The sequence below is a fragment of the Paenibacillus mendelii genome, assembly GCF_024498075.1.
Taxonomy (GTDB): domain Bacteria; phylum Bacillota; class Bacilli; order Paenibacillales; family Paenibacillaceae; genus Paenibacillus_Z; species Paenibacillus_Z mendelii.
The window spans coordinates 189,069-211,666 of sequence record NZ_JANHOF010000001.1 but is presented as its reverse complement, the minus strand read 5'-3'; the positions used below and the strand labels follow the sequence as shown (position 1 = coordinate 211,666).

The 22,598-nt window shown below is 46.7% G+C and carries 21 protein-coding genes and 2 pseudogenes; 15 read left to right on the top strand and 8 right to left on the bottom strand.

The annotated features are described in order from the left end of the window. Positions 1–9 precede the first annotated feature (9 nt). The 3 genes from NNL21_RS00935 to NNL21_RS00925 all read right to left on the bottom strand — a co-directional run bounded on the left by NNL21_RS00935 (position 10) and on the right by NNL21_RS00925 (position 1,770). A complete protein-coding gene (locus NNL21_RS00935) occupies positions 10–813 on the bottom strand; it encodes an alpha/beta fold hydrolase (protein ID WP_204815534.1) in 804 nt (267 codons plus the stop codon). Positions 814–835: 22 nt separating this feature from the next. Beyond that, on the bottom strand, positions 836–1,333 hold the full coding sequence (locus tag NNL21_RS00930; RefSeq protein WP_204815533.1) for an SRPBCC family protein: 498 nt from the start codon (positions 1,331–1,333) through the stop codon (positions 836–838). A gap of 101 nt (positions 1,334–1,434) precedes the next feature. After that, a complete protein-coding gene (locus tag NNL21_RS00925) occupies positions 1,435–1,770 on the bottom strand; it encodes an ArsR/SmtB family transcription factor (protein ID WP_204815532.1) in 336 nt (111 codons plus the stop codon). A 221-nt stretch (positions 1,771–1,991) separates the two neighbouring features. On the opposite strand from NNL21_RS00925, the gene NNL21_RS00920 reads away from it, so the two are divergent. From NNL21_RS00920 to NNL21_RS00865, 12 genes and pseudogenes are all read left to right on the top strand, one after another. Then, positions 1,992–3,536, top strand: coding sequence for a spore germination protein (locus tag NNL21_RS00920; RefSeq protein ID WP_256554992.1), 1,545 nt, complete (start codon positions 1,992–1,994; stop codon positions 3,534–3,536). Next, complete coding sequence (locus NNL21_RS00915; RefSeq protein ID WP_256554991.1) at positions 3,533–4,717, top strand: Ger(x)C family spore germination protein; 1,185 nt, start codon at positions 3,533–3,535, stop codon at positions 4,715–4,717. Before NNL21_RS00920 ends, NNL21_RS00915 begins: the two co-directional genes overlap by 4 nt. 1 nt (position 4,718) lies before the next feature. Then, positions 4,719–4,943 carry a hypothetical protein gene (locus tag NNL21_RS00910; RefSeq protein WP_204815531.1) on the top strand — a complete coding sequence of 75 codons (225 nt, stop codon included), beginning with the start codon at positions 4,719–4,721 and terminating at the stop codon, positions 4,941–4,943. 7 nt (positions 4,944–4,950) lie between these two features. Next, complete coding sequence (locus NNL21_RS00905; protein ID WP_204815530.1) at positions 4,951–6,252, top strand: GerAB/ArcD/ProY family transporter; 1,302 nt, start codon at positions 4,951–4,953, stop codon at positions 6,250–6,252. A 223-nt stretch (positions 6,253–6,475) separates the two neighbouring features. After that, positions 6,476–6,850, top strand: coding sequence for an NUDIX hydrolase (locus NNL21_RS00900; protein WP_204815529.1), 375 nt, complete (start codon positions 6,476–6,478; stop codon positions 6,848–6,850). Positions 6,851–6,979: 129 nt separating this feature from the next. Continuing rightward, the gene (locus NNL21_RS00895; RefSeq protein ID WP_204815528.1) at positions 6,980–7,435 is read left to right on the top strand and encodes a GNAT family N-acetyltransferase; all 456 of its coding nucleotides are present in this window, start codon (positions 6,980–6,982) and stop codon (positions 7,433–7,435) included. A 188-nt stretch (positions 7,436–7,623) separates the two neighbouring features. Beyond that, positions 7,624–8,229: a histidine phosphatase family protein gene (locus NNL21_RS00890; protein ID WP_204815527.1), complete on the top strand. Its 606-nt coding sequence runs from the start codon at positions 7,624–7,626 to the stop codon at positions 8,227–8,229. A gap of 46 nt (positions 8,230–8,275) precedes the next feature. Beyond that, entirely contained in the window at positions 8,276–8,815 is a 540-nt protein-coding gene (locus tag NNL21_RS00885; protein ID WP_204815526.1) for a hypothetical protein, read from the top strand. Between the two features lie 324 nt (positions 8,816–9,139). Then, positions 9,140–9,667 carry a hypothetical protein gene (locus tag NNL21_RS00880; protein WP_204815525.1) on the top strand — a complete coding sequence of 176 codons (528 nt, stop codon included), beginning with the start codon at positions 9,140–9,142 and terminating at the stop codon, positions 9,665–9,667. Between the two features lie 117 nt (positions 9,668–9,784). Continuing rightward, a complete protein-coding gene (locus NNL21_RS00875; protein WP_256554990.1) occupies positions 9,785–10,051 on the top strand; it encodes a DUF5071 domain-containing protein in 267 nt (88 codons plus the stop codon). A 112-nt stretch (positions 10,052–10,163) separates the two neighbouring features. Further along, positions 10,164–10,508, top strand: a complete 345-nt coding sequence (locus tag NNL21_RS00870; protein ID WP_204815524.1) for a hypothetical protein — start codon at positions 10,164–10,166, stop codon at positions 10,506–10,508. 372 nt (positions 10,509–10,880) lie between these two features. Then, positions 10,881–10,976 (top strand): annotated as a pseudogene (locus NNL21_RS00865) (phosphotransferase-like protein); the annotation flags it as partial. A gap of 99 nt (positions 10,977–11,075) precedes the next feature. Here the strand turns inward: NNL21_RS00865 and NNL21_RS00860 are convergent. Both NNL21_RS00860 and NNL21_RS00855 read right to left on the bottom strand, forming a co-directional pair. Next, positions 11,076–11,240: pseudogene (locus NNL21_RS00860) on the bottom strand (IS256 family transposase); the annotation flags it as partial. Positions 11,241–11,326: 86 nt separating this feature from the next. Continuing rightward, the gene (locus NNL21_RS00855) at positions 11,327–12,694 is read right to left on the bottom strand and encodes an ABC transporter substrate-binding protein (RefSeq protein ID WP_204815523.1); all 1,368 of its coding nucleotides are present in this window, start codon (positions 12,692–12,694) and stop codon (positions 11,327–11,329) included. A gap of 519 nt (positions 12,695–13,213) precedes the next feature. Here NNL21_RS00855 and NNL21_RS00850 point away from each other — a divergent pair. Next, positions 13,214–13,375 (top strand): hypothetical protein, encoded by a 162-nt coding sequence (locus NNL21_RS00850; protein ID WP_204815522.1) that lies wholly within the window; start codon positions 13,214–13,216, stop codon positions 13,373–13,375. A 320-nt stretch (positions 13,376–13,695) separates the two neighbouring features. After that, positions 13,696–15,585: a putative phage tail protein gene (locus NNL21_RS00845; protein ID WP_204815521.1), complete on the top strand. Its 1,890-nt coding sequence runs from the start codon at positions 13,696–13,698 to the stop codon at positions 15,583–15,585. Between the two features lie 680 nt (positions 15,586–16,265). Here NNL21_RS00845 and NNL21_RS00840 read toward each other — a convergent pair. The 3 genes from NNL21_RS00840 to NNL21_RS00835 form a co-directional block, all read right to left on the bottom strand. Further along, a complete protein-coding gene (locus NNL21_RS00840) occupies positions 16,266–16,751 on the bottom strand; it encodes a DUF3995 domain-containing protein (RefSeq protein WP_256554989.1) in 486 nt (161 codons plus the stop codon). Positions 16,752–17,250: 499 nt separating this feature from the next. Beyond that, complete coding sequence (locus NNL21_RS36725; RefSeq protein ID WP_204815520.1) at positions 17,251–17,685, bottom strand: TIR domain-containing protein; 435 nt, start codon at positions 17,683–17,685, stop codon at positions 17,251–17,253. Between the two features lie 19 nt (positions 17,686–17,704). Next, positions 17,705–17,860, bottom strand: coding sequence for a hypothetical protein (locus NNL21_RS00835; RefSeq protein ID WP_204815519.1), 156 nt, complete (start codon positions 17,858–17,860; stop codon positions 17,705–17,707). Between the two features lie 419 nt (positions 17,861–18,279). Between NNL21_RS00835 and NNL21_RS00830 the strand changes: the two genes are divergently transcribed. Further along, the gene (locus tag NNL21_RS00830; RefSeq protein ID WP_204815518.1) at positions 18,280–22,593 is read left to right on the top strand and encodes a fibronectin type III domain-containing protein; all 4,314 of its coding nucleotides are present in this window, start codon (positions 18,280–18,282) and stop codon (positions 22,591–22,593) included. The last annotated feature ends 5 nt before the right edge of the window (positions 22,594–22,598 follow it).

Below are 22,598 nucleotides of genomic sequence, written 5' to 3'. Positions count from 1 at the left end.
AATCGTTGACTAAGGCTGAATAAATTCGGTGATTGCACCCGCGAGGACATCAGGGGCCATCATGACTGCTGAGTGATCTTGACCCGGGAGCGCCCGGTATTCACCGTGGGGTAACAGCTCCACTAAAGCCTTGGCAGCACTCTGAATGAATGGCTCGCTGTTCTCGCCTGTCATGACCAGAGTAGGAACATGAACATGCCAACGGTCGGTAGGGAGCGGCTTGCCAGATTGAGTGTCGCCCATAATTAGGCCATCGTAAGCGAGGGTGTGTGCCATGCCTTCCATGTTCCCCCAAGATGGATCTGCCTTCATATAATCGAGAAACTCAGCCGGAACGCCGATCGCTGCTGTCATGAAGTATTCCACTGCATCGCTGCGGTTGCCGTCATGGACGAGCTTGTTCAGGTTCTGTATGTAATCGGCTGGTACAGGGGCGCGGCCGTCATTAATAATGAAAGGAGGCTCATATAGAGCAAGCTTGGCAATACGGTTATCAAGCTTATCGGCCGCTTCCAAGGCTAGTACGGCACCGGCAGAACTTCCGAATAGGCTGGGAGTCTCACCAATCACATGAATTAAAGCTTCAATGTCCTCAATCTCTCGGTCCACCGTATACGTGGATGAATTATCGGTGCTGTTACCTCGCCCTCGGCGGTCGTAATTGTAGACCGTGAAGGATTGGGCCAGCTGTTGTGCGAGCGGAGTGGCATCGTTGTGGTCCGCAGCTGCTGCAGCAACCACAATGATTGCAGGGCCGGATCCTATCTTTTCATAAGCGATTTGAGTTCCATCTTTCGAAATAACGGTTAACATAGATATCCTCCTAGCAGGTTCATTAATGAGTCGTACTTAGAATATCTTCCAGGCGAGCTAAGGTATCCTCGAAGCCCTCAATCATACCCATCGCTTCGGCATTCTCCAGATCCTCGACACTGGCGAATAGAGTAGTAATTGTGAGTCTGGTACCTGCGTCTGCTTCTTCAAAAGTTACGGTCGTATGCATGTCGCTGCCTTCAACAACATTCCAGTTCATGTCTGCGAATGTGTCGGTGAAGACGAGCCTTGCCGGTTCAATCACTTCATTATAGGTAGCTACACAGCGAGCTACCTCACCTGTACCGTCGTTCGAGGCCAGACTATAGCGCCAGACCCCACCGGGCCTTACATCCATTTCGTAAATGGTAGCGGTCCAGTTCCGTGGTCCCCACCAGCGCTCAAGATAGGCCGGCTTGGTCCAGCATTGCCAGACATTCTTGGTTGATGCCGTCATGACGCGTTCAACGACGAGTTCACGGCGATCCCGATTTTTCGTTATTTTCACTTGTTTTCTCATATCGATCCATCCTTGTCATCTTCTATTCGAGGAAGTTAATCGGCGCTTACGATTCTCCAATTAGCAGTGCATTCAAAGAATCGCATTGCTATTTATTACGGTTATTCCTGCTCCTCTCTTTTAATTTCACTTAGCAGGTCATCCAATTTGTCGAGACGGTCTTCCCACAAACGACTGAACGAATCGAACCAGGCATCGAGCTCTTGAAAGGGCTGCGCCTCCAAGCTATAGATTCGCTGTTGGGCCTTGCGCTCCACATATACCAGTCCGGCATCGCTCATAATACGCAAATGACGGGATACTTGAGGCTGGCCTATGTTCAATGCCTGAACAATATCGCTTACTGAGCGCGGTCCTTTCTTTAACAGCTCCACGATATTAAAGCGGTTTGGCTCGGCTATCGTGAGAAGGGTTAATTGCATCGCTGATGTGTTCATGGTTAAAATATACACTAAAACGTATATACATGTCAACGTATATATTAATGATGAGGTCTTAAAGGCATGACTGTGTTGAATACCGCATTCATACATCGTGGAATCTTTCACTCGGCAAGGGGACGGGGAACGTCCATGTAATGGGATTCGGCTCCACCTGAAGAATATTTTTTACTATCGAGGTAAATATAACCTCATATAGGGATCGGTGGTGATCGGGATTGCCGGGTAAAGGAAAGCGCGAAGAGAAGCTTGATCAGCAGACGATTGCGCATTATAAAGAGGTTCTTATTGAGCCTTCGATTAATCAAAATAAGCGAATGCTTGAGGAGATCTTCCGCGACTGCTCCGATGCCGTCTTCCGTGAATTTACGATGGAGAACGGTCCGGATGCGCTTATCTGCTATGTGGACGGGATCGTACTCAGCACCGCCGTCGATGAAGTATTGAAATCGCTGATGGTGCTGCAGGGCAACGCCTTCGATATCGGAACAATCGCGAAGAATACACTCCCCGTCGTCCAGACGTCGACAGCCGAACAATACGGTGAGCTGCTTACCGCCGTCTTATCCGGCGATAGCGTCCTGCTCGTGGAGGGCAGCACACTTGCTCTAGTACTAGGATTAAGAGGGACAGAGGGGCGTACCGTTTCAGAGCCCGAAACCGAGACTGTCGTTCGTGGTCCGCGTGAAGGCTTTAACGAGCATCTGCGGACGAACACCTCGCTGATCCGAACCAAAATTAAATCGCCGCGATTGAAAATGAAGTCGTTCGTCGTCGGAACGGAGACGAAAACCGATGTTGTCGTTTCGTATCTTGCAGGCATTGCCGATCCGGAACTGGTACAAGAGATCGAAGACCGCATCAAACGTATATGCATCGATGGTGTGCTGGAAAGCGGTTATATTGAAGAGCTGATTCAGGACGAGGCTTACTCGCCGTTCCCGCAAATTCAGAATACGGAACGGCCGGATACGGTCGCGGCGGCATTGCTGGAGGGCAGAGTGGCCATCATTGTGAACGGAACGCCATTCGTGCTGCTAGCGCCATTCGGCTTCTGGCAATGGCTGCAGGCAAGCGAGGATTATTACGAGCGGTTTATGGCGGGAAGCCTGCTTCGCATACTCCGTTTTATCTTTTTGTTTATTGCGTTGCTCACGCCCGCACTATATATTGCCGCTACCACCTATCATCCCGAGATGATTCCAACCAGTCTGCTGCTTAGCATAGCTGCTTCCAGGGAAGCAATACCCTTTCCTGCGGTCGTGGAGGCGCTCATTATGGAGGTTGCATTCGAAGGACTACGGGAGGCGGGGATCAGGCTTCCCCGTACCGTTGGTCAGGCGGTTAGCATCTTGGGAGCGCTCGTCGTCGGACAAGCCGCCGTTCAGGCGGGAATCGTATCGGCGGCGATGGTAATTGTCGTCTCGCTGACGGGGATCGCTTCTTTCACGCTGCCTCGTTACAATGCGGCTATCTCGATTCGGATGCTCCGGTTTCCGTTAATGCTGCTCGCCTCCGTGTTTGGTCTGCTCGGTATCGTGATTGGCGTTATGGCATTCATGGGTCATATGGCCAAGCTCCGATCGTTCGGGGTTCCGTATCTTGCTCCCGTCGCCCCAATTTCCTTCAGCGACTGGAAAGATATATTCATTCGTGCACCATGGCAGAAGATGAATCGAAGACCTTCCTTTATGAACGTACAAGACCAACAACGCCAACAGGACGCCAGCTCAATCGCTGTAGACAAGGGGGATGAAGCATGAAGAACATGAAAAGCTGCATGTGCCGTTTTCTTCTGTCTGCACTAGTACTTCTCTTTGTAATCCTGCTGAGCGGTTGCTGGGATCGTAGAGAGGTCAATGACGTCGCCTTAGTACTGGCAAGCGGAATAGACAAGGAAGGAGATGGCATCAGGATCAGTGTGCTCATCCCTCTGCCTGGCAATATGGGCGGAGCGACAGGCGGGGGAGGCGGTTCGGGAGGAAAGAAGCCTTTCGTCATTAAAGAAGAAACAGGCAGCAGCATAAGAGAAGCTGTAGCCAAGCTGCAGAGAGGGCTGCCGCGGAAACTGTTTCTCGGTCATCGCCGCGTGTTATTGATCGGCGAGGAATATGCCCGTTCAGGCGTGGACCAGATGATCGACGCGGTCACTAGAATGCCCGAAAATCGGCTGACTGTCTTTGTCGCCGTGACGAAAGGCAAAGCGATCGACGTCCTTAATGCGAATACACGTCTGGAACGGTTCTCAGCCGAAGCGATTCGAGAGATCCTTCAGTCCGATTCCAGCCTCCGGGTGACGTTGAAGGACGTTGCCGGACAGGCCATAACGACTGGAAGCGATGCGTATTTGCCGTATGTGCAGTTAAAGGAGACGAGCTTGGCCCGACAGCAGGCGGAGGATATAACTGTATCCGGCTACGCATTAACCCATAACTCAAAGATGACGGCGATAGCCAAAGGAGGCGCCTCGGTTGGAATCCGACTGTTAAGCGGGAAATTCAAACCATATATTTTGACGCTGAAGGGGAAGAACGGTGGGAATACGACGCTTGGGATTACGTCGGCGATTGTTCGGATTAAACCAATAATCAAGAACGGCAAACCGAGTTTTCAAATCAATGTCCATTCGAAATCCAGCATCGAGGAGGATATGAATATACAGCGGAATTACGATGATATCGGTCAGCGCATAGAAATCGAGCAGCTTGTGGAAAAAAGCATGAAGCAGGATATCATGAAGGCGCTGAAGCTGATGCAGGAGTCAAACAGCGATGTGATCGGCTTCGGGCAGATCGCGAACCGGGCTTTCCCCGGTCTATGGCAGCGCACATGGAAGCACAAGTGGGACGAGTTGTTCCCCAACTGCTCCTTTGCCGTTAGTGTCGATAACAAGCTGCACCGGATTGGCATGACAAAAGAAAATTTGGCGAAGAAGGAACAATAAAATGAGAAACCCGTTCTTGATTCTAGTCCTCGCGTTGTATATCGCATCGATCATAGCCAATTGGAACAAGCATGGCTGCGGAGCACGTAAGGTCATTTACTTCTGTACTGCATGTCTGACGATCGGTCTGATCGTGCTCTATATCATACCTTTCAAATTCTCTATCATTGAGCAAACGTTTGTGTTAGATATCATGAAAGCAACAATGAATTTCATGAAAGGGTGACGAGCGCATGAAGGATAAGATGACGATCAGCACGCTTCAGCTTGCGATGCTGATCTGTACGTTTCTTGCCATCTCCAGCCAAGCAAGCTTGCCCATGGCGCTAGCCGGGTCCGCGAAGCAGGATGCGTGGTTTTCCTACTTTATTCCAATCTTATACGGATGTGGTGCCGGGATGTTCTTCTATAAGTTAGCGCATAAATTTCCCGGGCTAAATATGTACGAGATCACGAATTCGGTGTGCGGCAAGTTTGTGGGAGGGTTGCTAAATGCACTGTTCATTCTTTACTTTATAGTCGATTTGTCTGCGCAGACGAGATTATTTTCCGATTTCTTCAGCTCGTCGATCCTTCTGCGGACGCCGCCTGAGCTGATCATTATGATGATTACGCTGCTTATCATCTACTATTCGAGCGGAACAATGGAGCATTTGGCCAGGACGAACGTCATTTTTATTCTGAGCTATTCCATCATTCTTTTGTTTCTGCCCATCATATTGTTGAATGAAATCGATCTGAACAAACTTGAGCCGGTTTTGAGCAGCGGTTTCATTCCTCCGCTGAAAAGCAGCATTCTTGCAGCGGCAGCATTCGGTGATGTCTTGGCAATCGGAGCTTTTCTACATCATGTCAAGGGCCCGCGTGATATTTATATGGCAATGAAATTAGGCGTAATGGTATCGTCCTTTCTGCTAACAGTCTGGAACTTCTGTTTAATTAGCGTTGTTAGTCCGGTTTTTGTCTCCAGGCTTATCTTCACCGGTTGGATTCTGGTGCAGCAGATTCATGTCACCGACTTCCTGGATCGTGTTGATTTAATGGTTTTTTCGCTCTTTATGCCGCTTATTCTGATTAAACACGCGGTTCTGTTCATCGCGATTCTAACAGGGCTCGCATCTTATACGAAGAAAGGGCGCAACTTCGGTAATCTGATGGTGGGCTTGTTGATTATGCTGTTTTCTATCGCGGCTTTCGATAACACGAACGAGGTCATCATGTTTAACAACTACGGTATGATTCCGCTAACGCTTCTGGTGCATATCGTTTTCTTCGGTTGCTTGAGCGTTGGGATTTCAATAAGCAAATGGACGGGAAGAACGAAAACCAGCCCCGGCGTGAATATCGGACTTTTCGGAGGGCTCGCGCGCGCAATGCTGGTCGGCTGCGGGGCTTCAATCGCATTCGGGGCCTATTTCGGCAGCAAGCTGGGCTGGTATGGCACGGTCAGTGCGGGATTATTCATCATGTTCCTACTTCTGTGCATGTACTTTACTTTCCGTCAATACGGGGAGACGATATTGAACAAAGGGTAGGTCATTGACTATTCGAGGATTAAGCTAACAGGCGTGAGGGAACGTGATCCGAAACTTCTGTCACTCATCCATAAGTGGTATATAATACCATGTATATGGTGTAGGTCAGAATGCTACCCTGCGCTTGTGTGCCGGTTGCCAGTGATGGTTCATGAATACATGAACGTTATATACAAACGTCAGAATGCAATAGTATCCCTCAATGCCAAGACATGGAGGAAGAATGATCAATCAACCTAAAACAGTTGGGGTTTATTTGAATTTGAATGGTTTTTATGCTTTTGCATTTGGACCAAATCAACACGAAGGAAAACTAGGGATTGCTCGATTTGGTGGACACATCGAAGAAGGTGAAACAATTGTTGAATGTGCTTTAAGAGAAGTGAGGGAAGAGACAGCACTTGAGGTTACACTAATCTCGTCCCCAGTTACTTATAAAATTGACTTTTGGGATAGTCAACTCATAGAAGTAGAAGATGAATATGAGGATTTAAAACCAATATTGGGAATCGGACAAAATGTAATGTTTTTTGCTCAATCAACTGATGAACCGAGACTATCTTCTAAAAATAATGGAATTATTTTACTTGGGCGGTAGAAATATCGTAAGAAATGCATATCGTAAAGATTTTGTATTACAGCCTCTAGTACAGATGAAATTTCTTGCAAGATTAATTCAAGAACGACCAGATATCATAAATAACTTTTTCAAGTGAAGGTGATTACAATGTTAAAAATTAGAAAAGCAAATATAAAAGATTCAGTTATAGTATCTAACATGATAAATAAACTTGATTCTGAACTGAGTGGCATTTCATATACGGAGAATGAGGATCTTGTAAAGATTTCTGGTGAATTACTCCATGAATCAGTTAATTATATTGTATTCCTAGCATATGAAGGAACGGATAACTACGTTGGGTTAATAAGTGTAACTGAATCAAATGCAGTTTATGCAGGTGGGAGATTTGGAATCATTCACGAACTGTATGTAACTCCAGAACGACGTTCAGCAAATATTGGAGGTCAATTATTTAATGTTGTAAAAGCCTTAGGTAAGGAAAAAGAATGGAAGAGAATAGAAGTCGGAGCGCCTAATTCAATAAAGTGGGGAAGAACGATAGATTTTTATAGGAGAATGGGTTTTGAAGAGATTGGACCAAGAATGAAGTTCGTTTTATAATTTGTAATTTCTCCGAAGGCGAGAACTACTGATAACACTGCATCTCGCTGCGCGACGTTCGCCACTTGGTCCACCAGAAGTAATTTCGGTGAGGGCTCGTGAATGTGACAGTGACAACGTCAGTGGAAATCAGCGTATAGAAAAACAAAACGTATGATCCATATTAATTATTTCAGGAGATTTGGATTATGACTAGAACTCTCTATCTTGTAAGGCATGCATTAAAGGAGAAGGCGATTGGAGATGTCCCAATTACCTCAGAAGGTATCATACAAGCGCAATTGACAGCTCGACATTTTATCAATTTACACATATCGACCATAGTTACTAGTCCACTTCGAAGAGCAATAGAAACCGCGGAATATATTGCTTCAGCTACGCAAACGAACATTATTATAGAAAGTCGGTTGCGAGAACGTGCAAACTGGGGCGATTTGCAAGATCAATCATTTGAAGAATTTGTTGAGATGTGGGAGAGAAGTACACGTGATATGGAATATATACCTCCAATTGGTGATTCTGCCAAGCAGGCTGGTGAAAGATTGTCCTCGCTATTATCAGAACTAGTAAAGATACATCCACCCATGAGTAATATTGTAATTGTTACCCATGGCGGATTAATTACCGATTTTTTGGTAAATACATTATCAGAAAACCAACTAAATGTCTGGCATCCAAACTTTGTTGCAGCACAAAGCAACTTGATTCCCGAATGCTCGATAACGAAACTAATTTATGACAAAGGAATATTCACGATTAATGATTTTGCCTCAATAGAACATTTAAAAACGTAGGATGCTCAAATAGGAAATACTAGCATGCAAAAGTATGGGGGAGCACATGAAAAATTGGTATAAATATTGTTTTTTTATTCTTACACCATTACTAATACTATTTGGTTTTATTTACTTCAATTATGGAAGTACAAATGATAAAATTTCAAGTTATTTGAAAGAACGAGATAATAACTTCAATGGCATAATATTTACTCAAATTATCGGCGATGAGATCATCTCCATTTATCGCACAGATGAACACAAATTAGGGTATGGTATGTTTAGAGATAATAGATTTGGAGTGAAATTCATACGTTCATCTGGCCATATCGAATTAATTTCTGATAAGGCTCTTACATGGTCTGGGTCAGGGGCACCAGAAGGGGAATTGAGTATCTTATATGGTGCAGTTTTAGATCCGAATATTACTCAAGTGATAATAATAAGTGAAGGTAATAAACCTGCGAATATTATAGATAACGGAGTAAAGATTTGGTATTTAACACTAAGATCAAAAATTAATGATCCAATAACGATCAAAGCAACAGATAAGGATGGAAACGTATTATATGAATATGGAGACCCAGTATATTGGAAAGAGTAATTTTGAATACAATTGTTGATTACTCGAAAGTGATCAGGAAATCCTATAATACCTCAGAAATCAGTAACAAGTCGCGCCTTATAAAAACATTAAGATGGAACATAGATTTAGTCATATTTTCAATGAGGGCCAACTAAATGAGCTGTAAAAAGAGGGGAGCAACACTTATGTCATTTTCTTTCTCATCAGCATTAGCTCAGATCCTAAGTATCGCACTTATTGTTCTGGTTGGTTATCTTTTCTACAAAGTAATAAAACTTCTGAATAAGAAAAACTGAGTAACTCACGGGTAACTACTTTTTGATAAAGCAGGTGTTTTAAGGGATGATCTCCATTAAAGAGACACATAAAATAATGATCTCATTATTAAAACAAGAAGTATCCCAACGAGATTTTGAAAATTGGTTGTATACGAATCCTGAATTAGAAAACCACCTACCACCAGATGAATATTTAGAACTTATCTCAATGAACTTTAATGGAAAGTACGCTTATGAGGATATTATAATAATCATCGAAAGAATAATTAACGTATTAGAGCAAGAGAGACTCAAAGGATTGTTAGAACAATTAATCCATAATAAATCCGAAGTTGTAAGACTATCAGAGCAGATATATAACGAATATTGTTTCGGGTACACATTTTTAAGAGATCTTGCGATTCCATTCATAACAACAGCGAATCATGATGAGATAAATATATATGGGAATGAAGAACAGTTACTTGAGATGAAGGTGATGCTGGATCATGAAGCTCAATCATTGATTGATTGTTTTATGGAAAAGGATATTTTTTTAACTGGCCTCTATGAATACACTGATAATCGTAAGGAGATTAAAGATAATGAGTGATCTTTTCAATCTTATCCCCAGAGACAGACATGACTTTGAAAGAGTAAATGAATTAAAAAATATAGATAAAAAAGATCTGATAATCTAATACCGGAATTACTAGAGTGGCTGCAAGATATGAACTGGCCAATTGTAATTGAGATTTCGAAGCTACTATTAACTATTCCTGAAGAAACCATTCCATTCATTAGAAATGTACTTAATGGACATGATGATATCTGGAAAGAATGGTGTCTAAGATATTTTGTAATGGAACTGCCCAGGGAATTAAGACATCGTTTACAAGAGGAGATTGAAAGAATTGCCCATAGACCAACAAAGGGTGAAGAACTTGAAGAAGTACATATCACTGCTATGGAGATTATAAAAGACAAGAGTATATGAATCACTTGTACTTATCTAAGCAGCAAATCCAGCGACAGTTTATCCAGTGAGGTTCATGAAGCACAGAAGTTTGGGGACATTGCTGAAAACTATAAAATCGAAGGAAGAAACTATGAACAACTCTATTAATAAATATTTATATAATTTGGGCAAGGCTATATTTATAAGCTTTATTTTTGTTCTAATCGTTAGTAGTTTATTTGTGAAGACAACTTATACTCTTATTGTCTATAACAACAAAGAGAATAATGACTTTCAAGTTGATGGGTTGAAGGATCCTAACCATAGAATACAAGGTCATGGCATTGGAATTCCAGGTATCGGAATACCGGACGATAGAATAAAAGTATCCCAAACACCTCTGTATGTATTAATAAAACAAAAGACGCAAAGTATTGAATTTGTTACTGATAAAATAAGCGAACTAAATGATTATCTACAAAATGAGATTAAATAATTGTTTACTTCAAAAAAAGATAGGAGCTGACCTAATTGTTGGTGGTTCATTGGTCACCTTCGCAATACCATTATCTGGCGTATCGGTGAAAGAATGATGTGGAATCGAGCTGATCTAATCACGAGTTTTAATGACTTTCTAAGAATTGGACGGGAAGAAATCGCTAAAGATTCGAAAGTGTATATCGACACTTTAACGGATAGAGGCTTTATGGAATACATATTCGAGGACTATCAGTTAGTTTTAACTAAATCAATACAGGCAAATAGAATTATTCGCATTGTTGCACCTGAAGTTGAGTTTGGAAGAGACTTGTATAAGGACAAGAAACAAAAACATATTGATGGTTAAATGAGATGGAGGATGAGGAAAGTGGAAAAAGGAAAAATAGTCTTTTTGAATGGTGTGACAAGCTCAGGGGAAACATCAATCGTAGATGCCATTCAATCGAAATCTGAAGAGTTTTATAAGTTGAGGTGGTACCCCTTATAAAATCGATGATGAAAGGGTCTGTCAATAATTTTGTGTAAACTTTTTTCAAGGATTCCCCCGAGGGGGAAATCCATCTTAACGTAGATGCTGTCCAACCCGACCTGGGAAGAAAACGGAGAGTTGGAGTAGCATCTGACCCCAGTTTTGAACACGGCCTGTCCATTTGCGAATGACGTCCATCGTGGAAAGATAGAGCATTTTAAGAAGGGCTTCATCGGAAGGAAATATACTTTTGCCCTTCATGCTGTTGAGAAAGTCTCGACAGTCGTAGGTTGAGCAGAGATAGTGCTGCTCAACCCTTTATTCCTATAGTTACAAGAAGATGGCTATTTAATAAGTGCGTTTACTTGTTCGTCTACTACCTTCAAGGCATCCTCAAGCGAAGATTGACCATTCAAATATTTCGTGAAGGCATCGTTAAGAAGCCCTACAATTTTCCAACCTGCTTCGGCAGGCAGCAATATGTCGGTATCACGGCCTACATCGCTCTCCGGATGGGCTACATATGCATCGTCATTTTTGCCTGTTTCAGGAATGTTTCTCCAGTATGGATCTTCAGTGAGCGATTTCAAGAGCGGAACGGCATTTCCGGCTAATCCGAAAGCTTTGTGCGCCTCTGGAGTAAGCAGCGAAGCGACGAAATCAGTAGCTTCTTCCAAGTGCTTCGATTTTGCGTTAGCCGCATAGCCGCTCGTTCCAGAACCTACCGCATATTTGACCGGTGTTCTAGGAAGCGTAACGAGATCCCATTGGAAATTTATTGCTTTTGACCAATCGTTAACAGAATTCGCATGCGGTCGTACGCCGTATAAAAATGCTACCTTTCCTTCGGCAAATGAGTTTGGAGATGGCGTGAATGGGTTGAATGCATAGCCTTCCTTGATCAGATCTGAGTACATGCTCAATCCTTCAATGACTTTAGGATCGGAGAATTGAAGCTTCATGGTCTCCCGGTTTAAATAGTCCCCGCCTGCGGCTTGCGCGAAAGCGATATAATTTGGTAGCCAATTGAATTGGAAATCGACGCCATATTGAATTGTTTCGCCGACTTCATTCTTTTTCGTTACCTGCTTGACGATATCAACGAACTGATCCCATGTCCATCCATCGGTCGGCATCGGGATACCTTCTTGCTCGAGGAGCGTTTTATTAACGAATACTATCATGTGGCTTAGATCGCGAGGAGCGAAGTAATAGTTTCCATCGATTGCTCCATAGCTTATCATTGCAGGGTTGACGTCATTCAGGTCGACACCCATCCGTTCAAATGCATCGTTAAGCGGAGCTGCAATACCTTGCTCGTAGAAAGTACGTACATGACCATCTGATAACCAGACGACATCCGGCATATTGCCTGAGGCAGCCATTGACATCGCCGTCGAGGCCGGATCCCCTTCAAGCGTAATATATTTTAGCGTTACATGCGGATGTGTCTTTTGGTAGACAACGAACCAATCTTCGACCGATTTCTTCTCCGATTCACTGCCAAAGCTGCCGACAGTCAATTCAACAGGGTCTTTCTTAACAGGAGGTTCGGCTTCGGGCTCTTTCGTGTCATTATTCTTAGGTTCATCGTTAGCCGGCGGTGTCATCTCGTTACTCTTATTATTGTTACCCGAGCTACATGCTGCTAGCGTAAAAGCAATAATAGTGATGAATGCAATCAATAAACTTTTTCTAGTAATTGTGTGCATTGTACTACCTCCTTGACAATGATATAAATACGTAAAAACAGTCTTAATGCTAACTAAAACGTTTTTACATATTGCCACTCCGACTCTGGTCGCGAACCACCACCCTTCAGAATTTTGGATTACGAGTGTTATGTAAGCCTTTCCATTTTATGATTCAAGAAAAATATCTGACCTATGAACCCAATAATACCATATTTACCCTTAAATTATAATGCGTTTTTATTTCACGTGTTCTAGACTGTAAGGGTTATATTGCTGTTTTAAGCATGTTATAACGAAGTAATCGACCAATTGAAGCTTTCCCTATATATTTACGCAATCGAGGTTAAAAATATGGCGACGATAAAAGATATTGCAAGAGAGAGGTAGTCCGGAGATCCCGGTTAGTTAGGTCGCTTGACGGTGCCGGAATGCTGCGCGTATTTATGACGTTTTGCTGCCTCTGACAATTTGCTTGTGAAAACAATTCATCTGAGGCCAGTAAGGATTAAAACAAGATAACCAAAAAGAAGATTTTATATGAACAAAGTAACGAGCATGGAAGCAGCTTTCGAGGATAAGAAACCAACATTAATTCTTGGCGGCACGGGTAAGACGGGTCGACGTGTAGCGGAGCGGCTGACGGCGCACGGCCTTCCCATAAGGATCGGGTCCCACTCGGGTGAACCGTCCTTTGATTAACCACCCGTTGAGATATATGTAGCGGGAGCCAGAATATCATAGAAAGAACCCTTTCTGGACTTTTACGGAAAGCAATTGGATGGCTCCAGAATACAGCTGGTCTAAAGATAAACAATGAATGATATATCGTGCGAGCTAGAGGAGTTAATGCGGCAACCGTCGGGGCTGCACTTCCAGACCAGCAGCCATGGTAATACACGCAAATCATGTTATTATCAAAATCCTTTCAATACTATTATTCCAAGATTCTCCTAATTCGTGTAGTATTGTAGATACATACTATTATGAAACCGTTCACAATAAAGATTATGGGAGGAAGTATGATGTCAAAAGACGAGCACTCGTTAGAACGAATCAAGGAAAGCGGTATGATGAGCAGAAGAAGATTTGTCTCTGCAATAGGAATCGCAGGCGCGGCCGTATTGACGAACGCTCTGATCAACAACAATTTGGTACAAGCGGCAGACCCGGCTGAACCTGTCATACAACCGATAGTTGACGGCGTCCAAGTGCAGACAATATGGATTGCAGAATTGCGAAAAATCGCAACGCCAACTCAGGAACAGATTTACTATGTCAAGGATCAAGGACGAGAAGGACTTTTTCATTATGATCCTGCGGACAGTGCATCGCCCGATAATGAGGGAACGACGATCGTATCGGCATCCGGTGCGAGGTTCAAGCGTAAGTATGCAGGACCGGTAAGTGTACGATGGTTTGGAGCCGAAGGCGACGGACAATCCGACGATACCGGCGCGATTCGGGCGGCGATCGATTACATGAGCAACATCGGCGGAGGGACGCTCAATTTTCCGAAAGCTCACTATATCATTTCATCGACGATAACGCTTCCACATCAAACGAATTTCATTGGCAATCATTCCGTTATCTCGTTTAGAGGCGCGAATTCGAATTTATTTTATGCGCATACAATCGAGGAGTTCAGTATTGAGGACATGTTGATCCTTGACGATACGGGCTCGAACACGGCATTCTTCTTCGAAGGGGCCAATGGCAACCTGCCGAACACGTCCAGACGAATTCATCTGAAAGATATCCATATGCTCTTCTTCAACATCGGATTTCGCGCCAACTACGCCCGGCAAATTTCCATCTACAAATGCATGTTTTATACGCGGAACGGCATCTTGATCGAGAATAAATCCGTTGAAATCAATATTACGGATACGATCGTTTACGGATCGACGACAGAACCGATGAATTATGGCATCAGGACGATTGCGCACGGATCGGGGAATACTTATCCGGAAGGCATAATGATCACAGGGTGCACACTGGACAATTTTTACCGCACGGTGTGGATCGACAATGTATTCGTGTTTCAATTGACGAATTCGTTCGTAGCTTCCAATCAGGAGAAAGGGGACGCCAGCCTATTTTTCGGCAGAGGGCCGGCAACCCATACAAAAGACATCACGATCTCTAATATTTACTTCTGGGGCAAACCGGTAGTCATGAATGGAGATGAATCGGGTGGGGTTCGATACAATACCGTTCTCTCCAATTGCGTATTCGAGTGGATTCCGGGCGTTAACCTCGTCATGAATATGTTCGCCTGCGACGTATCCGTGACGAATTGCCGGTTTTACTCGTTTCCGGATAATACCGGCGTCGTCGCCGAGCTCGTCGGCGAAAACCGGAATATTGATCTGGCGAATGTATGGGCGGACGAACAGTTTACATCAGGCATTCGCGTTAAAGGAAAGCAGTCCTTGGTTAGCATAAGAGATTATACCTACGCGGGGAGCGGACAAGCGCTCCATTTGGAACAGCCGGTCTATTTACGTGGTATCCGGTGCCTGCCGGCCGATGTGGCGACGAGAGAATATTTCAACAAGTTTATCCAAATCCCGACTAATAAAGCGCTTCCGCGCGGAAAAATGTTTTCACTTCCGGTGAGTATTGGCCAAGGACAGAAAGGAGTGATTCGGTTGGCCGGTGAAGTGAATGCGATTATAGGAAAAGGGGTGCTGAACCTGTCGCTGCCGGAGCAATTGGTCGTCCCCCGGGGAGCAGATTGGTCTTCGACAACAATACCGGTCAGTGCAAAAATCCAGTATCTATCGGTCGATATTCCATTTTACTGCACGGAGAATGTTACGGGGACGATTGTGCTAAGCAACGGTTCGCCCGGCGATACCGTATACTTCTCCAGAAATTCATGGGTAAACGTTCAATTCGTGGACTGAATACGTGAGCGCCTGTACGTGTACAACTTGTCCGATTTGCGGTCCGTTGAGGGGAATCAAGCCGTTTCGCCGCAGCCGGCCGAATAAAGGCGGCGCCGCGGGCAAGAAGAAGCGTTTCCGCCGCCTTTGCGCGGCGGATTTTCTATTTCGGCTATTATCAAGAGGCCGATAAACGGTTAAGATGGAGGTATTGTTCGACCATTTCATAAGTGAATCGGAGGCAGGCGCGATGACCCAGGATTTTTCGGCCGAATTAGCATTTTTCACTCGAGAAAAACTGGATGAACGGATAGAACATTGAAGCATTCGCTTCTTGCGATTTTGGCATATGTGATCGTATCCAGGTGGCATCTACTCATCGATGGGATCGATTCGTGGGAGAGTATATTCGGAGCAACATCCCGAAAAAGTTGATCGATGAAATATAGAAATTAGGCACGTTAGATTGCGGGTAATTGTTCTCCACTGCTAAATGACCCCTTTTTAGTTCGCTTAATCGGAGTAGGGTATAATTCAGAGTATGTCATGCCGGCCTACGACGAATGGATTTAACAAGCAGTCAGTGCTTCCAGACCCGTCAAAACGAGGAGAGCTGATCAATCCGCCTTCCTGTGGTGAAAGCTTTCATTCGCATCTCCTTCCGCAGCTTGCCAGAAAACATTTCCTGTGTCCTGGTGAATTTATGGCTCTGATTGTTTTCTCCAACTCATTCGTGCAGAGAAACGCCGGCCGGAAACGAAATAGAGAACCCCGCCTAGCATCCAGAAGGGCTCCCAGAAGAATAGCCGCCAGTTTGCGGAGTAACGGTCGATATTCATGCTCAGCACCTGAGCAGACGCAAGAAGAACGGTTAGCCAATTCAGTAAACCATAAAGAAAGAGAAATGCTCCTCCCACCACCACAGCGAAATAGAGCCCTTTGGCCGCGATCTTGCTTTTCCATGGTTTCAAGAGCCCGAACAGCAGAACGGCGCCCAGAACTTTGACGACTCCCGTAAGCCATACGAGCAACATAAAACTATTATCTCTCATAACGGCTTGCCTGGCGATGAATTCTCCCAGCGATGAAACCCCAAACATGCCGCCGCTCGCCCAGTAGAAGCTCATCGCAGCGAACAGCAAGGACCAAATAATTCCTCCGACGACGGGCCAAGTGTGCTTTTTCACGATTATGGTCACCTTTACGATCCCTTGGTGGATTGTTCTAACGGTCTTAGAATCGGCCAACTCTATACTAACACACTATAGTGCTGTTTTGTTTCTTACGAGTTGCCATCCTGTCGGCTGAAGGTGAGATTCGGCGATCCGCAGCTGACTGTCCTATGTTATGTGGCATCTTGGTGCCGATGGCCGTACATACGATGCCGTATCCAGTATTGTGACGTTTTCCATTGATCTCAGCTGTACTGGAATTCACTTTCCAATTCAGTGTCCGATTCGGGCCTCTCACATACAAATCACCCAACTTTTCATCAAAAGACAAAAACCCGAAACATAGAAGGTGCTTGTTTATAAGTTAAATAAGCCCTCCCATTATTAATTAAAAAATCAATATCTGAGTACCTCACATCATATACATATTTCTCAGATGAAACCCGCAATGCCGGTATTGTTGATATTGTCTGTGTAGTTGTTACGGTTGGGGGTACACTGGGCGATAGCCTGCTCATTTACTTGTCAACATTCGCATTAAGCCAATTTGCGGATGTGATGAGGGATTTAAAATACTCCGATATTCTGGGTACGCAATAATTAACGGTAATTCATAATAATCGACAGCTTTTTCGATTTCAAAATTTAGCAAACCACGATCATAATTTGTATCGTCTGAAATTATGAGGAGCATATTCTTGGAATTTTTCATGCGTTCCAGTAATCTTGCTTTTAATGTTGCTTGAGTACTTGAATCCCTCACTTGATACGCTTTCTCATGACTATTACTAAAAGTCAAATCATGATTATCAGACTTATTCCAAGCTCTTAGAAGAGAATAATATTTCAGATCACTACTTACATGGTGGAATATATGGCACAAGTTAGCTGTTGTTGTTGGCGCTCTACTGACATATGCATGGGGCGGTTTTGTAATTACTCTTTGCATTTATCGCAATTACATTAATCTATTTAATGGTCAAACGTACTAGACGGAATTTGTCCAGAATAGAGGTGTGAGACTGAACACCCAAGCCTATCATCTTGCTCAATATATCTTTTCGCTTCGAAAGCACCTGGAGAGACTGCACATCATCCATCGTCTTGAGGTTGTTCTCCTTCACAATCGCCTTCACCTGTTCCTTATTAAATCCCGCAATATTGTCATCCTCTCAAACCAGCCATTCTCTTATAGTAATATGGTTTTGGAGTTTACACAGAATATTTTACAGACTCGATAAATGAAAACGTCTTCGGAAAGTGGCTCGGGAAGCTTAGCAATTTCACATTCTTTTTCTGGCGTTTACGCTTTAAGGCTGATGACACAGAGTATGTAATATAAAGATCTCAAAAAGTTGTTTCGGTTGATCTTTATTCAAAAGCTATACAACCTTCGGGATGTGTCTTTTTGCATATCATCGACACTGACAGAACTGATATATGACTATTAGATCATTTGCAATACAACATATTCCATTTAAGAGTTTAATTGTGTATTCTATAGGTACATATTTACATCAGAGAAACTGAGGGAGCATTCTGCTTGTTCGGTTTCTCTTTGTCTTGGAAGGGACGGGATTATACCATGCCGCTTCAGACCCAGAATTTGATCATGCAGGGATTAGGTGTCAATGATGACGTGCCTGGAACTGATTTGCAGCCCCCTCTGCCCGACGGGGTCCATCTTCGCTGGGGATTCAGACGAGAGAAAGGCTTTCCTTGGCCGGGCTTTTATCTGTTCCGAAGGATGCGCCGCGAGATCGAGAGGGGCTGCCTTGGCAGCTCGTTCGGTCAGTTCGAATCCAACGTCTTAGTGGAGTGGGACATCGGCTCCGGCAAGCTGAGCAGCGATGTGCCGCTGGAGTCGGTGGACAATTTCTCCCCGGCGGGACGCAAAGATGTGAGCCTCGCCAGCGGCAGCTATCTCCGGTTCGCCTTGCCGCCCGGCAAACCGGCCAGGTGGATTGAAGCTAGCGTAGGCTTCATGAGCGACGGTGAGGTAGAAGTCAGGCTGCTTTCCGGTGAAGCAGAACTCGATCTCGCCGTACTGAAAGGAAAGAAGGGTGAGATCCGCAAGGCTCAATTCGAGTTCGATTGGATTACGGGCTTATCCTTCTCGAAGGGTGCTGCCGTCTTGATTGACATTTGCGTCAGTCCCGCGGCATTGGACGCTTTTTACGGCTGGGAGTCAATCAAGGATTGTCCATACCCGATCACTCTGCCCGTGTACCATCCGGATTATCGGCCAACCATGGGCATGGCGCCGAATCTGGAGAAAGCCCGCAGCCTTGCGCGAAGCCGCATCTCCTATGGCGATCCGGACCGTCTGACCGGTCCGCTCATTCCTCCTTATTCGGCCGGGTTGGTGCAGTTGACGCCCGGCTCAGCGATTGTCCGCGGTTCGGGAACCGGCTGGACCGATAAGATGATCGGCTCCGTAATCCGGCTCAAAGGCGATTCAAACTCTTACGGCATCGTAGATGTGTTCGGCCGCGATCGCCTAGTGATGGAATGCGCTTATAACGGTCCGGCAATCGGCATGAAGACTTATGAGATATTGGAGGATTCTTTCGCTCAATTGCATAATCAATTGCTCCGGTTGGTGGAAGGCGGCCTCCTTGCTGAACCGATGTATAAGCGCTATTTGCCCAAGAGCGCCTATCAATCGGGAACCGTCACGGTGGCAAAAGGTTCCGTGACCGTTACCGGAGCGGGAACGCAATGGACGACCGACATGGAAGGCCTTGAAATGCGGTTGATGTTCAAGAACACGGGAACGGCTTCGGTGAATAAGGGTTCGGATCTCGTGATCGGATTTGGTACGACATGGCAAACAGGGCTGGTCGGGCAAGTGATCTTCCTTCCAGGAGATACGCGTTCGTATGCCATTGAACGCGTAGACAGCCCGACGCAGCTCAAGCTTGTGGAATCTTATCAAGGAACGGGCGGTACATTGCTCCCGTATCTGCTGGAAGAGCGTCACGCGTACCGTATTACGGGGGTGAAATCTGCGGCCATAATTGAGCTGGACCGGCCGTATGCAGGCAATAACCTAAGCGGTCGGCCATATGCCATACTGCCGGTCGGCAAGCCTCGCCAATACCCGCTCGATCTGGCGCTGCTCGCTTCCCTGGACCCGGCGGCCGCTCAGGCGCTCGGCTTGTATTGGATCGACCGTACCGCCGTCCCGGGCGTCAGTTATGATTACTTGATCGTCACTGCTTTTCAAGGCAAGGAGATCCTGACCGGAGAGCAGATGCTGAAACAAATACAGACGGACAAATTTGCGACATTGGACGGGTTCATCGCATTTAACCTGAAAATGGAACAAGCCGCTCCGCTTGCCGAGCCTCAAGACGTGCGGGTCTATTCGCTACCCGTGACGACGATGCGCCGAAGAGACGGCAGCCTCGCCGAGGCATGCGGTAATGCCGGAATCCGCTGGAAGATTCAGTCAGCGGATAAACCATGGCTTCCATTCCGTGAGCCCGTGATGTATCACTTATGGCGCGCCGAGCTTGGGGAAGGCACGCCGGCCATGGAGCCTGACGGCAATATATTCAAGCCTATTACGCAGGACTTCCCTGTGATTGTTCCGCGGGCTTTGCTGTCCGCCGGTTTAGTTCCGGATAGGCCGGCTGATTGGCCGCCGTTTCCGATGTACGGGATGGATCAAATGCTGCAGGAAGGCTGGTATGCATACAAAATCAGCTCCATCGATCTGTTCGGACGTCACAGCCGTCACAGCGACTCGGGCGCCTGGCATCAGTGGCAGCCGATCCCGAATCCGCGGCCGTGGTATTACATCGGCGGACCTTCCGATGCTGCCGTTCATCCGTATGCCGTTCACCTGCTGGATAAGAGTTCACCTCCGCCGCCGACCGGCGTAGAAGCATACGCGCTCGATCCTGAGGATCCGGCGCTCGTGCGCGATTCCGCTTATGCTGATTGGCTCGCCTCTTTGCCGCAATGGGAGAGGGGGGCTGTGATCGGCCTTCGAGTCAAGTGGATCTGGACGCAGTCTCATATGGACCAGGCTCCGGATACGCATGAGTTTCGCATCTATTACCAGTCCGGACCGGTCAACGCCTTGATCGGCAGAACAGTGTCGGCGACTGATGCCGGTGGATGCACCCTTGTCGTGACTGATATCGGCGCAGCCGCGGCGGCGAATGCCTATAAGGGCGCATGGCTGCGTATCGGTTCGGATTCGTTTGAAGTGACGGGAAGCGGAGCGGGCACCCCGCTGACACTTACCGTCCGGCGGATCGGAACGTCGGGCGAGATCGCTCCGAAAGCATGGGCAGCTTGTTCGGTCACGCTGCCGGAGGGACATCCCTTATACGTCGGGTACGGAGCAGCGGAACAATGGCAGAGTCGTTATCATGTCGTCAATTACGACGATACGGCTTATTTCCGTGAGACGATTGACGCTTCCGGCCGGCGTATGCGCCAATATGAGCTTTTCCTTCCTGGTGCGGGCGGCGAATCTCTGCAGCTTCATCCGGATTTTACCAATCCCATCGTGTATGCAAGGATCGGGATTACGGCAGCGGACGATAAGAAGCATACGGCCGATTCGCCGAAATGGAACGGCACCTCATGGGGAGACCGCTTCGGAAACGAAGGGCCGGTCTCAGCGCCGGCTACCGTATACCGTGTTCTGCGCGGGCGCCCGGCCCGACCCGTGCCGCCGCCAGATTCCGAGCAGGTATGGGCGACTCCGGCCGATTATCACGACAAGTCGTTCTTTACGTACCGCTTTCGCAGAGCCGATCATCTAAGCGCGCATCTGTATCGTGCGATGGATGATACGTTATTCCGTGTGGATTGGCGTATCCGATCCATGGGCGGCAGTCTCCGGGGCACACTCGACTCCGGGTACTTGGATTATTTTCCGCCGGATTGGGATGCCATTAAGCGCGGATTCGTCGCAGCAGAGGTAAACGCGATCGCGAGTATAGAGGCATACCGCTCGCTGTCCAACGATGCGCTGAGGGTGTTGGCAGCGCTTCCAGGCAACGAGGAGGCCTTCAGCCAGCTGACTGTAAAGCCGCTTGAGACTAATGATCCCGCATACGCCGACCGCGCAGGACCGGATAATTTGGCGAATTACGCGCCCGATTCGGGACTATGTGCTTACGTGGATTCGCTTGACGGGAGATCAGCCAATCGGTACTTCTATCGCTCCGCCTATGTGGACGGCGCTCAGAACCGGAGCGAGCTCAGCCTATCGAGTCCGCCGGTATGGCTGCCGAATGTCGTTCCGCCGCGCTCCCCGGTCTTGACGAGCGTGCTCGGCGGGGATCGGGAAATAACGCTTCACTGGGCCCGCAACAGGGAGGAGGACCTCGCTGAATACCGGGTTTACCGCACGGAACGCGAGGATGCTGCGGAGGATATCCGTTTGATGTCGCATGTACAGACATTGCCGAGCAGCATGGCCGATCCGGTTTGGACCGACAAGCCGGTCCCCGGAAAGAAGACGTTCTATTACCGGCTCACCGCAGTCGATAATGCCGGCAATGTCTCGAAGCCTTCTCCGGCGTACCCCGCCCGCGCTTACGACGACTCCATCCCGGTTGCGCCGGAGCCGACAGCCGCGTGGGTCGATGACGGGACCGGTATCTTGCAGGCACGGATCGCGTGGAACAGCACGGATGAATCGTTATTGGAAAGAAGACAGGAGAACGCGCTGTTCTGGGCAAGCTTGGGCGGATGGCGGGACCCGGGCTTGGCGGAATGGATCGACGTTCACGCGGATGCGGCGAACGCCTACGAATATCGGCTGCGCGCGCACGGCGAGAACGGCGCCGTGTCGATCGGACGCGCGGTGAAGCTGGCGGCGGCACGTTAAAGGCG

Bases quoted from the DNA above. Each gene is read 5' to 3' on its own strand.
- NNL21_RS00855 (WP_204815523.1), bottom strand. From the start codon at position 12,694: ATGCACACAATTACTAGAAAAAGTTTATTGATTGCATTCATCACTATT.
- NNL21_RS00910 (WP_204815531.1), top strand. From the start codon at position 4,719: ATGAGAAACCCGTTCTTGATTCTAGTCCTCGCGTTGTATATCGCATCG.
- NNL21_RS00845 (WP_204815521.1), top strand. From the start codon at position 13,696: ATGATGTCAAAAGACGAGCACTCGTTAGAACGAATCAAGGAAAGCGGT.
- NNL21_RS00880 (WP_204815525.1), top strand. From the start codon at position 9,140: ATGATCTCCATTAAAGAGACACATAAAATAATGATCTCATTATTAAAA.
- NNL21_RS00885 (WP_204815526.1), top strand. From the start codon at position 8,276: ATGAAAAATTGGTATAAATATTGTTTTTTTATTCTTACACCATTACTA.
- NNL21_RS00915 (WP_256554991.1), top strand. From the start codon at position 3,533: ATGAAGAACATGAAAAGCTGCATGTGCCGTTTTCTTCTGTCTGCACTA.
- NNL21_RS00900 (WP_204815529.1), top strand. From the start codon at position 6,476: ATGATCAATCAACCTAAAACAGTTGGGGTTTATTTGAATTTGAATGGT.
- NNL21_RS00935 (WP_204815534.1), bottom strand. From the start codon at position 813: ATGTTAACCGTTATTTCGAAAGATGGAACTCAAATCGCTTATGAAAAG.
- NNL21_RS00850 (WP_204815522.1), top strand. From the start codon at position 13,214: ATGAACAAAGTAACGAGCATGGAAGCAGCTTTCGAGGATAAGAAACCA.
- NNL21_RS00905 (WP_204815530.1), top strand. From the start codon at position 4,951: ATGAAGGATAAGATGACGATCAGCACGCTTCAGCTTGCGATGCTGATC.
- NNL21_RS36725 (WP_204815520.1), bottom strand. From the start codon at position 17,685: ATGCAAAGAGTAATTACAAAACCGCCCCATGCATATGTCAGTAGAGCG.
- NNL21_RS00870 (WP_204815524.1), top strand. From the start codon at position 10,164: ATGAACAACTCTATTAATAAATATTTATATAATTTGGGCAAGGCTATA.
- NNL21_RS00895 (WP_204815528.1), top strand. From the start codon at position 6,980: ATGTTAAAAATTAGAAAAGCAAATATAAAAGATTCAGTTATAGTATCT.
- NNL21_RS00925 (WP_204815532.1), bottom strand. From the start codon at position 1,770: ATGAACACATCAGCGATGCAATTAACCCTTCTCACGATAGCCGAGCCA.
- NNL21_RS00930 (WP_204815533.1), bottom strand. From the start codon at position 1,333: ATGAGAAAACAAGTGAAAATAACGAAAAATCGGGATCGCCGTGAACTC.
- NNL21_RS00890 (WP_204815527.1), top strand. From the start codon at position 7,624: ATGACTAGAACTCTCTATCTTGTAAGGCATGCATTAAAGGAGAAGGCG.
- NNL21_RS00875 (WP_256554990.1), top strand. From the start codon at position 9,785: ATGAACTGGCCAATTGTAATTGAGATTTCGAAGCTACTATTAACTATT.